The sequence below is a fragment of the Parabacteroides sp. An277 genome (genome assembly GCF_002159645.1).
In the GTDB taxonomy this organism is placed as follows: domain Bacteria; phylum Bacteroidota; class Bacteroidia; order Bacteroidales; family Tannerellaceae; genus Parabacteroides.
In genome coordinates this window covers 1-13,366 of sequence record NZ_NFJB01000037.1, presented here as the reverse complement: position 1 = coordinate 13,366, position 13,366 = coordinate 1, and the positions used below count along the sequence as shown (strand labels likewise).

Annotated in this window: 8 protein-coding genes; 3 read left to right on the top strand and 5 right to left on the bottom strand. The window is 51.4% G+C overall.

The window, feature by feature from the left end; all coding sequences use genetic code 11:
• Positions 1–4: 4 nt before the first annotated feature.
• From B5F77_RS12830 to B5F77_RS15875, 5 genes are all read right to left on the bottom strand, one after another.
• On the bottom strand, positions 5–1,072 hold the full coding sequence (locus B5F77_RS12830) for a DUF4469 domain-containing protein (RefSeq protein ID WP_087331372.1): 1,068 nt from the start codon (positions 1,070–1,072) through the stop codon (positions 5–7).
• A gap of 340 nt (positions 1,073–1,412) precedes the next feature.
• Positions 1,413–3,473 (bottom strand): acetate--CoA ligase family protein, encoded by a 2,061-nt coding sequence (locus B5F77_RS12825; RefSeq protein WP_087331369.1) that lies wholly within the window; start codon positions 3,471–3,473, stop codon positions 1,413–1,415.
• A gap of 43 nt (positions 3,474–3,516) precedes the next feature.
• Complete coding sequence (locus B5F77_RS12820) at positions 3,517–5,865, bottom strand: transglycosylase domain-containing protein (RefSeq protein WP_087331368.1); 2,349 nt, start codon at positions 5,863–5,865, stop codon at positions 3,517–3,519.
• Between the two features lie 56 nt (positions 5,866–5,921).
• Positions 5,922–6,926, bottom strand: a complete 1,005-nt coding sequence (locus tag B5F77_RS12815; protein WP_087331366.1) for a gliding motility protein GldB — start codon at positions 6,924–6,926, stop codon at positions 5,922–5,924.
• A complete protein-coding gene (locus B5F77_RS15875) occupies positions 6,923–7,069 on the bottom strand; it encodes a hypothetical protein (RefSeq protein WP_204244977.1) in 147 nt (48 codons plus the stop codon). Before B5F77_RS15875 ends, B5F77_RS12815 begins: the two co-directional genes overlap by 4 nt.
• A gap of 327 nt (positions 7,070–7,396) precedes the next feature.
• On the opposite strand from B5F77_RS15875, the gene B5F77_RS12810 reads away from it, so the two are divergent.
• The 3 genes from B5F77_RS12810 to B5F77_RS12800 are packed head-to-tail and all read left to right on the top strand — an operon-like array spanning position 7,397 to position 13,252.
• Complete coding sequence (locus tag B5F77_RS12810) at positions 7,397–10,231, top strand: M16 family metallopeptidase (RefSeq protein ID WP_087331364.1); 2,835 nt, start codon at positions 7,397–7,399, stop codon at positions 10,229–10,231.
• A 9-nt stretch (positions 10,232–10,240) separates the two neighbouring features.
• Positions 10,241–10,696, top strand: a complete 456-nt coding sequence (locus B5F77_RS12805; protein ID WP_087331362.1) for a DUF4268 domain-containing protein — start codon at positions 10,241–10,243, stop codon at positions 10,694–10,696.
• A 15-nt stretch (positions 10,697–10,711) separates the two neighbouring features.
• Positions 10,712–13,252, top strand: a complete 2,541-nt coding sequence (locus B5F77_RS12800; RefSeq protein WP_087331360.1) for a M1 family aminopeptidase — start codon at positions 10,712–10,714, stop codon at positions 13,250–13,252.
• The last annotated feature ends 114 nt before the right edge of the window (positions 13,253–13,366 follow it).

Sequence of the window (13,366 nt, the reverse complement as noted above, 5' to 3'; positions counted from 1 at the left end):
ACTTCTATATCAAATTCAACTCGAAGGGTGCCGTGAGGGTGAGGGGCGCATCGCGTAATCCTTCGGGACTGTAGTATGTCTCGATGGTGAGGGTGTACTTGCCCTCGGTCAAATCATTCGGAACGGTGAAGATAATCATGTCGGCCGTGTTGGTGGATATGGTCTCGACAGGGCATGGCGTGTCCAATGAGTTGTAGAGCGTGATATCGCCTGTGCTCTCGCCGTCGGCTGCCAAGGCCATGATGCCATTGCCGCTAAGGATGTATTCGCCTCCCCGCTTCGCGTCGCTGTCTACCGCTCCCGTAGCTCCGTCGCGCCCGCTGAGTATCGCCTGGCCCAACGTCGGCTCCACGCCCACGTAGACCGTGTGCTCTACCGTGCGGGGCTCTTTCCGCATGGAGGTGTAGTTGCGTGTATATTGGGTGGTGATGCGCAGCGTATATACGCCGTTCTCCAGCTCGTTGGGTACTACGAAGGAGAGCTTCTTAGGCTCGTTGACGGACCAATAGTCTTCCGTCACCTTGGTTTCCGTGCCTTCTGCGTCTATGAAGTAAACACCTACGCTGGGGTGTGAGCCTATTACTTTCAGATAGTTGCCTTCCACGGTAAGGGGGCGTCCCTGCGTGGCCGTGCTGTTGGTCGAACGTGTGGCCGCGTTCGTAATGGTACTTATGTACATGACTTCGGCCTTGGGTCCGATTACGTTGACGGTCGTATTACGGATAGCCTCACGCCAACTAGCTCCTTGTGAAATGGTGATGTTTAATTCATTAACTTTGGGGTCCCACGTCGAACCACCTTTGCCCCGTGGGGAGGCAGCTGCGGAAAACAGACCATTACTCACACGCATACCATTCATTGTTAGCTTTTGTATGATACGGTGTTCGAGTTTGACTACCATCTCTATTGTTTCCCTTTCCAGACCCGGATTTACGGCCATCATCTCGGATATCACACGGTCGAAATCCGCTATACCATTTGATACTAACACGAACTTGGTGTCATTCTCGCCTTTCCCCAGTGGGTTGTAAGTACTCTGTACATTGAGCGTGTATTTTATTTCTTCAGCCATAAGATAAATGATTTATAGTTATGTCGCAAATATAGTGTATTTGTCTTATATGGGAAAGTATATTATGTGAAAAAATCATAATAATGATGCGATTTCGGGCGAACCTATGGGACTACTTTTCTGAGTGCCTATCTGCCTATGTTTCCCTTTATAGGGGCAGACTCGCTAATCTGCCCTCCTAAGTCTTATTTGTGCCCTATATGGGTAGCCTCTTGCCGTGCGTCGGGCGTGAGCTAATGGTTGCTCACGCGGGTAGTTCGCGTTGCTCACGTCCTGAGCTCGCCTGACTCGCCTCGTGAGCACGTCGAGATACAGGCGTGAGCAGCCTCGTGCGCAGGGGTTACTTTTCTATCCGGATGCGGGCATCCACGGCAAATAGCCCACGTGGGGTAGCTACCAATGGGTTGATGTCCATCTCCTTTATCTCCTTGGCGAATCGCAGGAGGGTGGATAGTCGCACGATGAGGTCTGCGTATTGCCGCTCGTCGATACCTGCCTGTCCCCGTGTGCCCTTAATAATGGGATAACCGCGCAGGGCATGTATCATGGAATAGGTTTCGTCATAGGAGAGGGGTGCCAGTCCGTAGCTGACGTCCTTCAACACTTCGACAAAGATGCCGCCCAACCCACAGAACACGACATGCCCGAACTTATCTTCGTACTTAGCACCCAGGAATAGTTCCTGCCCACGGAGCATAGGTTGGACGAGAATACCGGTCACACCTGGCAGTTGCATCATCCGGTCGCACTCCAGCAAGAGGTGTTCGTCGCTGCGGATGTTGAGGGCCACCCCTCCGATGTCGCTCTTATGTACAGGCCCGACGACCTTCGCTACCACAGGATACCCTATCTTGCGGGCAAACGCTACCAGCTCCTCCTTATCCGACGCTACATGCTCCTCAGCCAGCGGGATATTAGCTGCCTTGAGGAGTGAGCGCGTATCGGCAGGGGATAGGTAGCCCGAGGCGGGTAGGCGGTCGATGAGGCGGCGTACTTCGGGTACGTCGACACCATAGAGTTGGATATCGGTGCTCGCCGGGCGTGGGGTATTGAGTACGCGGGCAAGGGCGGTACCGAGCGTTACCTCGTCGGAGAAGTTCACATGCCCCTTGCGTATGAAGCTCTGTACCTCCGGACCTGCGGTCACAATCGAGGGCAGCACAGGGAAGATAGGCTTCTCGCACTCCTCCATCTTTTTATGCAATACCTCGTAGGCATCGTAGAGCTTGACTAAGCCTGGGCTGCCAAATATAACCATGATGGCATCGATGCCCTCGAAGCGCTGCTCACAGTAGTCGATGGCGGTGGCCAGGTGCTCGGGCGTACCTGTACCTATGATATCAATCGGATTGCCTACCGCCGCACCGGGGTAAAGTTTACCCTTCAGCTCCTCCGCGATGGGGCCGTTCAGGTTCGGAACGTTGAGCCGGCCCTTCGAGAGCGCGTCGGCCAGCATGACAGCCGGACCACCTGCATGGGTCACGATCGCACAGTTCTTCCCACGTACCTCCTTAAGTGTGAATATACTTGCGACCGTAGTGAGCTCCTCACGGCTGAAGCAGCGCACGATGCCCGCCTTGCGGAACAGTGCCTCCACAGCCGAGTCGGAACTCGCAATCGCGCCCGTATGGGACGACGCCGCCCGTTTGCCCGACTCCGTGCTGCCTGCCTTGATAGCCGTGATGCGGCATCCCTTCCGGATGAGGGAAGAGGCATGGTAAAGCAGCTTATCGGGGTCTTTGATTTGCTCGATATACAACATTTTAATGCGCGAGTCGGTTGCTGGGTCGAAATGACGGTCCATATATTCCAATACATCCTCTACGCCTATCTGCTTGGAGTTCCCCACGGACCAGACGGACGAGAACCGCAACCCTTTTATTAGCGCGGACTCGATGATAAAGAGGGCGGTACCCCCGGAGCTGGAAATGAAGTCGACCCCCTCCGGATGGAACTCCGGGATGGGTTGCGTAAAGACGCCGTGATAGTGTGTGTTCATGATGCCGATGCAGTTCGGGCCGATGAGGGCAGCCCCCGCTTCGTTAACTACCTGGAGGATTTGCTCCTCGAGCACGCCCCCCTCGTGCGTTTCCTCGCCAAAGCCTGCCGAGATGATGATGAAAGCCTTCACCCCCTTCTCGCGGGCCAAGGTAGTCACGACCGGGAGGCACGAGTGGCTGGGGATGGAGATGATAGCCAACTCGGTCTCAGGGATATCCGCCACATCGTGATAGGCGCGGACACCCTGCACGTCGGTCTCCTTCGCATTGACGACATACAGGTCGCCTTTATAATTACCATCTAACAGATTGCGCACCAAGCGGCCGCCTGGCTTGTGGATGTTATTCGACCCACCTACGACTACGATGCTCTTCGGACTTATTAATTCTCTATTTACCATACGCTTCTTTTAATTAAGATAAGTGTATGGCAAATATACGAAATTATTCGAACATTTTGTCAATACCCCCTGTATAATCGTTCGTGTTAGGGCTATCTTTTGTTGACGATTTGTCCGCGCACGGGTCTGCGTACTCCTCGGGTATTTCGAAATCAGCCTCCTCAGTATATCCTAACGACTTATCCGCATATACCTTTTGCATGAAGAGCCCATATACAGGCAACGCAGAGGCCGCACCTTGTCCCCACTCCATGCGGTCGAAGTGGATAGAGCGTTCCTCGCCTCCGACCCAACAGCCGGATACGAGTTCGGGCGTAAAGCCCATGAACCACGCGTCGGAGTTGTTCTGCGTCGTGCCGGTCTTGCCCCCCATAGGCGCGGTGATATGGTAGCGGAAGCGGATGCGGCGGCCGGTACCCTCATCGATCACGCTCTTGAGCATATGCAGCATTTTATAGGAGGCATCTTCGGTGAGGACTTCGTTCATGCGCGGCGTGAAATTGGCGATGGTGTTCCCGTAGGAGTCCTCGATGCGCGTAACGTAAATAGGCTCCACCCGTATGCCCTTGTTGGCGAAGGTAGAATAGGCGCTCACCATCTCGCCTACCGAGACATCAGGCGTCCCGAGGCACACCGAGATGACGGGGTCAATCTCTCCCTTCAGCCCGAAGGAGTGGAGCAAGCGCACGAAGGTATAAGGCGAGAGCTGCCCCATGAGGCTGGCCGTAATCCAGTTGTCGGAGTTCTGCAACCCCCATTGTACGCTCACCATCTCGCCGATGCGCTGCTTGTTCGAGTTGCGGGGCGTCCATAGGCGACCGTTCTCGTCCGTCAGCTGCGGTTGCACATGCAATAGCTCGTCGCAGGGGCTAATGCCTTCAATCATAGCCAACGAGTAGAGGTAGGGCTTAATGGTCGAACCGATTTGCCGGCGGCCCCCGTTCACCATATCATACTGAAAGTAATTGTAGTCAATGCCGCCCACGTAAGCCTTTACATAACCATTGTGCGGGTCCATCGACATGAAGGCCGAGCGGAGGAACCCCTTATGATAGCGGATAGAATCCATAGGCGACATGAGCGTGTCGACAGGACCGTTCCAGGTAAACACGCGCATATCCACGGGTTGCTCAAACACCTTGCGCATCTCCTCCTCTTTCATGCCGCTCTTCTTCATCGCGCGGTAACGGTCGGTCTGGTGCATGGCCCGCATGAGGATGGTATCAATCTCGCCCGGCCGGAGGTCTTTCGAGAAGGGGGCATAGCTACGTCCCTTTTTCTCCTTGGTGAATTGCGGCTGGAGGTAATGCCCGATGTGCTCCGTGACGGCCTCTTCGGCATACTTTTGCATCCGCGAGTCTATCGTAGTGTAGATTTTCAGTCCATCGGTATAAAGATTGTAGAACTCCCCGTCGGCCCGCTTGTTCTTGTTGCACCAGCCATAGAGGGGATCATTCTCCCACGCCACCGAGTCTTCCTTAAACTTCTGTTCTTGCCACGAGGCATAACGCTTGCGGTCCGGTTTCTTGGCGGTGAGGGTGAGCCGCAGGTACTCGCGGAAGTAAGGCGCCAAGCCATCCTTATGGTCTATGCGCTTGAAGCGGAGTTTGAGCGGGAGCTGCTTGAGCGAGTCGCATTCCGCAGCAGAGATATACCCCGCCTTTTGCATTTGGTCGAGTACCACGTTGCGTCGGCCCCTTGTCCGCTCGTTGCGCCGTACCGGATTATAATAGGAAGGGTTCTTGCACATACCTATCAGCGTAGCGGCCTCTTCAATGCTCAACGTCTTCGGCGTCTTGTCGAAATAGACCGAGGCTGCTGATTGGATACCGACGGCATTATAGAGAAAGTCGAACTTGTTCAGGTACATGTTGATGATTTCCTCTTTCGTGTAATAGCGTTCCAACTTGACCGCGATTACCCACTCGATAGGTTTCTGAAAGAGGCGCTCCATCACGTTTTCCGCATTCGGTGAGTAGAGCTGCTTGGCCAATTGCTGCGTAATCGTACTACCGCCTCCCCCGCTCTTTTGCATCAAGATACCGCGTTTGACTACTGCACGGAACAACCCGATAGCATCGATACCGCTATGTTCGGCGAAACGGACATCCTCCGTTGCAATCAAAGCCTTGACTAAGTCCGGAGACAGATCATTGTACGTAACATAAATACGATTATCAGAGCTATGCGCATAGCTCCCGATGGTTTTCCCGTCCGACGAGATCACCTGCGAGGCATATTTGTCTATTGGGTTCTCCAATTGTTCGACCGGAGGCATATATCCAATCGACCCATTGGCAATAGCCGTAAACAACATCACAACTGCTGCCACACATAGTATAAATAGGGACCATGCTACAATCAGTATCCCTTTGGTTATTTTCGATGCCATATCCTATTATTCTTACTTTTCTATTTGAACGGACAAAGATAGGGAATATTTTCTAACTATCCAATTCGATATTTCGCCGCGGCCAATAGTTCTTGTGCGTTTGCCTGATTCATGAGGGCGGGGAGCGTGGGTTTCACCTCTTGCATATAGCTTGAGATGATGCGCCAACCTATCCAAGTGCCTACGTTTCCAGGCGTTTCGTCGGATAGGAAAGTACAGGGCGTATCGCGCAGGTACTTTTCCGTGGTAAGGCGGTCGGGGGTATAGAGGTGTTTCCGCTCGATGATGGTACTCCAAAGCGTCTTTTCGTGCGCTTCGCACCAGGCATATTCCGCTTCGGTATAGCCCATGAGCTGAGCGGGCGATAATTCAGGCAGAGCCAGACTTACGATGTATTTGATTTTTCCTTCATAGAGCATCCGGTCGAGAAGTACGCTCTCATTTCCTTCGAAGGGATATTCGCTCATGAGCCATCCCGTAAGGTAATCCGCAGCTACCCTTGTGCGTTGCATCTTGATCCGTTGATAATCCGGGAAAAAGGCTTGGTAAAGCGGATACGATTCGCCCATGTATTTGTCTATTGAAAGCGAAAGCAAGCTATCGCCTACCAAGACATTCTGGTTGAAACCCGATACATGCATATAAACGGCCGGTATCTGCATCTCCGGAAAGTTCGCTTTTAGGAAGGCAAAAGCCTGGCCGAGTTGCGCTTCTATATCGCTTACGTCTGCATACTTCGTTACCGCCTCTTCGTAAAGATGCTTCAACGTCGGTTCGGAATAGTAATGCAGGAGCCGTTCGAAGAAACCCGGTACGGTGGGCGATTGCATATTCAAGACGCCTTTTCCTACGATTTCCAGCTCGTAAGGGTAGACATCAAGTAGCTTCTTGCCCATGGCCGTGTCGCCCGCCTCAATCATTTCAAGCAGCGCTTGGTCGAACCGTTCGATATGGATAGGCATCGGTTCGGTTGGTTTCGCGATATTTGCCGGTTGTCCTTGGCAACTTTCCGCCCAAAAAAGCCAGCCAAGGAGCATCCCCATACGTATGAACGCTTTCATGGCTCTTGTGTTTGAATGGGTTCCGACGTACGTTTCGGGGTAGAGGTACCGAGGCTTCTCCGCCGTTTCATCTTCTTTTGTAAGGAAGCACGCTTGCGGGCTTCCATTTCTTCCATTTTTCTTTCCAAATAATTATCTGCCATAATTCATTTATTTAACTTTCAAAAGAACGGAAACTGGTAATCAAAACTTACGGATCTGCCTATATATTCTTCGCGTATCGACGATGTTTCTGTATCTTTAGGCTAAAGATATACAAATATCGTCGATACGTGTACAAATATCGTCGATATTTGAAGAAATATTCGGCACTTCGGCAAGTTTTCCTCCCGATGGAATAAACTTTCCTCGGGAGGTTTCCGGGTTGCAAATTTCGAAAAAAGTCAGGAATAATTCAAATTTATGGAAATAGAACCGAAAAAACTCGCTACCTTTGCCTTTCTGTTGAAAGAAAATATCTCGAAAATCGAATGGAATCGTTGGAAGAAAAAGTAATCTGTACGGCACATACGTTGGAAAATGGGTTGACGGTTTGGTTGAACGAAGACCATACGCAGCCCAAAGTCCTGGGGGCAGTGGTGGTAAAGGCAGGGGCGAAAGATTGTCCTAATACCGGCATTGCGCACTATTTTGAGCACATGATGTTCAAAGGGACGGATAAAATCGGCACGGTGGATTATGAGAAAGAAAAGGAGATATTGGACCGTATTGCGGCAAAGTACGATGAATTGGCGACCGTGCAAGAGGCTTCGGCGCGGAAAGCATTGCAAAAGCAAATCAACGAATTGAGCGTAGAAGCGGCTGCGTATGTGATTCCCAACGAATTCGACCGGCTTATCTCGCGTTATGGCGGGACGAAGCTGAACGCGGGTACCTCGCTTGATTATACCGTCTACTTCAATACTTTTTCTCCGCAATACATGGAGCAATGGGCAGAGATTAATAGCGAGCGACTGATTCACCCTGTTTTCCGTCTTTTCCAGAATGAATTGGAAACGGTCTACGAGGAGAAGAACATGTATGGCGATTATGTGGGCGGCATTTCCATCGAGCGTTTGAAGGAACGTTATTTTGCTCCGCACCCGTATGCCTATCCCGTGATTGGAAGTACCGAGAATTTGAAAAACCCGCGCCTTTCGGAGATGCAACGTTTCTTCGAGGAATATTATGTGGCCTCGAATATGGGATTGATTTTGTGCGGAGATTTCCAGACGGAAGAGGTGCTTCCTATTCTTCAGCGTACCTTTTCGCGCATCCGGAAAGGAGAAGCTCCGAAGCAAACGCCTGTAGAATTGCCTCCTTTCGAAGGAAAAGAGCGGATGAAACTCAAGGTGCCGATGCCTTTTGTCAAGATGATGGCGTTGGGTTTCCGGGGTGTGCCGGCCAATCATCCGGATGAGGTGGCACTCAAAGTGGCGGTTTCGCTCCTGAACAATGCGAACGGGACCGGTTTTTTGGATAAGCTTACGGTCGAACATCGGGTAGTTGCTTCGATGGCGGTCAATGAATGTATGAACGAAGCCGGTATTCTGGCCATATTTGTCGTACCCAAATTGTTGTTCCAATCCTATTCGGCGGCCGAGAAATTGGTATGGCGCGAAATCGAACGTATTAAGAAAGGTGAGTTTAGCGAAGAGACTTTCCAAAGCTTGAAGCTGGAGCAAAAGCGTGAATATGTTTCTGCTTTGGAAGACATGAATATGCGTGCCCAAGTCATGATGCGGGTTTATTCGCAAGGAAAGCGATGGGAGGAATACCTTAATGAGCTGAAGCGGATAGATTTCCTAACGCGCGAAGATGTGATAGAGGTAGCCCGGAAGTATTTTACCCGTAATTATCTCTATGTGACAAAGACAACTGGGCGTTACAAAAAAGACCATTTGCCTAAGCCTGATTATGTCCCCGTGCGCCCCGACCATTTACAAACGCAATCGGCGTATGCAAAAGCGTTGGAGGAATTACCGGTGAAGTCGCTTGGTCCGCGTTTTATCGATGAGGCTTCGCTTTCGATTACCGATGTGGCGCTCTCACCGTTCGTTCATTTTTATACGACGCCCAATCCGGTAAATGATATATTTTCGTTAGACATTTATTATGGGACGGGATTGAAAGAAAATCCGCTTTTAGCACAAGTCGCTTCTTATTTGCATTTTATTGGAACAGAACGTGAATCGTTTGAAGTGTTTCGCAATCGGTTGCAAGCTTTGGGTAGTACATTGATGTTCGAGGCTTCGAATACGAATTTCGTCGTACGCGTGACGGGCTTTGATGCGAATATGGTCGAGACGATTGCGTTGGTAGGAAGCTTTATGCAACATGCCCAAGCCGATGAACGAAAAATGGATCAGGTGGTAGACGAGATGAAGGTAATAGAAAGGGCATTCTTCAATTCCAGTGAGAGCTTGGCGCAAGCATTGGTTGAATATGCGACTTTCGGAAGCGAATCGAGTTATTTGAAAAAGCTTTCTTTGAAGGAATTCCGGAAGTTGAAGGGCGAGGACTTAGTCTCGCTTTTCCGGGAATTGCAACAATGTGCCTGCACGGTGCATTATTGCGGGAATCTTCCACAAGAGAAGGTGATGAAGATGGTAACACATTATTTTCGTTTGTCGGAGGTTTCGCGTCCGTCAGCTTATCCTTGGATTCGTCCGTTGCAGGTGTATGATGCGCCGCATATATTTTTCTTGGACATGAAAGAGATTTCGCAGAGCATTGTATATGGATATGTGCGTGGTGAAGCGGTAGACGACCCAAAGGAACGGTGCGCTTCGAAACTTTTTTCTGGTTATTTCGGGGGCGATATGTCTTCGTTGATGTTCCAAGAGATTCGTGAGTTCCGTTCATTTGCGTATCATGTGAGCGGGAAATATCATTTGCCTTCTTTCCAAGGAAAAGGACAACCCGGGTTTTTCCGTACACTCTTTTCTACGCAGGCGGATAAGACGTTGGACGCTTTAGGGGTGTTGCAATCGCTTTTGGAAGAGATGCCGAAACGTCCGGAGCGCGTAGAAGCGGTGAAACAGACTTTGCGGAACGAAGTAAACAATGCGTTTCCTTCCTTTCGCGATTTGTCGGCACGGATTGCCATGTTCCGTCGGGAAGGATTCCAGGCCGATCCGAACCGGAAGTTGTTGGAATATATTGCACCTATGACGATGGAGGATATCGAGCATTTCTACGAACGACAGGTTGCAGGCCGTCCGGTCGTATATGCTGTCGTTGGCAATGCCCGGCGGATTGATATGGAAAAGCTGGCTTCTTTTGGCACCGTAGAAAAAGTAAAGGTTAAGGATATTTATCGGTAATATATAATAATGTATAGCAAAGAGGAACTGAAGCAACTGAAGACGGAGTTCTGGAATAGTTTCGCAGCGTATTGCGAGGTACAGCCCTATTTGCGGAATCGACGAAAGATGTGGATGCTTTACGATACGAAAGTAAAAGGCGTGGAATTGAAGTTCGATGTCAATCGGAAGGGGGCTTATGTCGTGTTGGAGGTAAATCATCGGCAAGAGGAACCGCGTTTGGAAATGTACGAAAAGCTGACGTGGTACAAGGAAATGTTGGAAAAGGATTTCCCGGAGGGATTGGTGTGGGATGTGTGCTATGTCCGCGAGACCGGGCGGGAAGTGGCTCGTATTTATGCCGGATTGGAAGGGATAGATTTTCATCGGCGCGGAGATTGGGGCACCTTTTTTAGCTTCATGGCGCGGCAGATGTTTTTGTTGGAACGGAATTTCAAAGGTATTGCGGAATATTTGCGGGAATAAAAACAGAAAAGATATATGAAATGGTGGTGGAATATCCTATTGATGGGGGCTTTCGTGGCCTGCCAACCGAGTTCGGAGGCGGAAATGAACCGTTATGAGGAGCCGGGTGTCAGTACCGAACTGGCGCAATTTCGGAAAGAGAATTACATAGATGTACGTTATAAGTTGTCGTTTGCCATCCCGGAGGAACGAAACGAGGCAATCACAGGTATAGCGGAAATCTGGTGGAAACAGGGAAAGAAGGAACCGCTTATTTTGGATTTCAAAGCGGATTCTTCGCAAGTAGTATCTCTTACGGTCAATGATGAGTCGGTTGCGTATCGGGTAGAGAAGGAGCATATCTTGGTGCCGGCTTCCGCTACCTGGGCGGGATTGAACAAGGTTTCGATTGTATTCCGGGCGGGCGATGCGTCGTTGAACCGGCGGGATGATTTCCTTTATACGTTGTTGGTGCCTGATCGCGCTCGGACGGTGTTCCCCTGTTTCGACCAACCGGATTTGAAGGCGCATTATACGTTGGAACTGGACGTGCCGGATACCTGGAAGGCTGTGGCGAACGGAGCCATTGCCGAGGAGGATTCGTTGAGTCATCCGGGGAGGAAAATCATTTCATTCCGCGAGACCGAACCGCTCCCTACGTATCTGTTCTCGTTTGTGGCGGGGAAGATGAACCGGGAAGAATATACGCGGGGGAAACGTTCGATTGCCATTTATCATCGCGAGACGGAGCCGGCGCGTGTGGCACAATGTCCGGAAATCGCCCGGCAAGTATTGGATGCGCTGGCTTGGATGGAGGAATATACCGGGATTCCTTATCCGTTTGCCAAATATGACTTGATTATTGTTCCCGGCTTCCAATTCGGAGGCATGGAACATACCGGCGCAACGCTTTACAACGACGGCAGCATGTTTTTGAATGAAAATCCGACACTTGATGAGCAATTGCGCCGCAGCTCTTTGATTGCCCACGAGACAGCGCACATGTGGTTTGGCGATTATGTTACAATGGCTTGGTTCGACGATGTCTGGACGAAAGAGGTATTTGCCAATTATTTCGCTGCCAAGATGGTGGAACCGATGTTCCCGTCTGTCAACCATCGGCTTTATTTCGTGCGGGGGTACGTCCCGGCGGCGTATGCGGAAGACCGGACGCCAGGCGCGACGCCTATCAAGCAGCCGCTCGATAACTTGCGCAATGCCGGATTGATATATAGTAATATTGTGTACGACAAATCGCCCGTGATGATGGAGATGTTGGTGCGTCGCATGGGCGAGCAGGCTTATCGCAAGGGATTGCACGATTATTTGCATACCTTCCGCTATGGGAACGCGACGTGGGAGGATTTGATATCGGTCTTTTCCAAACATACGGACGTGGAGCTGGCGCGTTGGAGCCAGATGTGGGTGCACGAGCCGGGTATGCCGACGATAGATGCCCACGTACAGGGCGATAGCTTGGTGGTAACGGAAACAGATCCGCAGGGAAAGGGACGTGTTTGGCCACAGCGTATGGCCTATCGCGTCAGTTCGGCAGCCGGTACCGAGACGGTTGAAATCGGTTCGTGGAACCACAAAGGGACGGCCCGAGCTCCGTTGCGCCTCCGCCATACGGCTCCGGTTGCGGTCTTGCCCAATACCGACGGTTATGCTTATGGCTTTTTCCGTTTGACTGCGGAAGACCAAAAGGCGGCTTTTGCTTGTTTGGACACGACGCGCGACGAACTTTTGAAGGGTTCGCTCTTGATTTCTTTGCACGAAAATTTTCAACAGCATACGATGGCGGTAGAGCCTTACCTCCGTGCGATGTGGCATTATTTGGAGGGGGAAGAGAGCGATTTGTTGTATTCCATGGCGTTGGGTTATATCAGTTCGGCAGCCGACCGTTTGCCGCTGGGGACGCCGTGGCTCGAGGCTGCCTTGTGGCAGCAAGTGGAAGAGGGGGCGAAACCTTCGTTCCGCACGCAGGCTTTCCGCCGTTATCTTGCCTTGGCGGCCACGCCGGCTGCCACCGAACGGTTGTTCCGGATTTGGAAGACACGCCAGGCACCGGCCGGTTGTTCGCTGAGCGAGCGGGATTATATGCAACTTTCTTATCAATTGGCCATTCGGATGCCGAATCGGGCAGAAGAGATTGTGCGCGAACAGGCGGTACGTATCACGAACCCGGACCGGCAGGCGGAATATCGGTTTATCGCTCCGGCTGTCTCGCCCCTGAAGAGCGTGCGCGACAGTGTGTTCCAATCGCTTCTGCAGGCAGAGAATCGGCGGGTAGAGCCTTGGGCTTCGGCTTCGCTGGCGCTTTTGAATCATCGGCTTCGCGAACAGGAGTCGGTGGCGTATATCCGTCCCGCGTTGGAGGCGTTGCAGGAGGTGCAGCGCACGGGCGATATTTTCTTCCCGACGGCCTGGCTCCGCGCGCTTTTGGGCGGACATGCGTCGGTGGCGGCGCGCGACGAGGTACAGCGTTTCCGCGAGGCGCATCCGGATTTCCCACCTTTGTTGCGGGCGAAGTTGCTCCAACAATCGGACCATTTGTATCGTTGGAATGCGGAATGAAAAGAGGAAATTCTTTGAACTTATGGAACCATGTGAACAAGGAATAGAAAAATCTTTGAACTCATGGAACCATGTGAACAAGGAATAGAAAAATCTTTGAACTCATGGAATCAT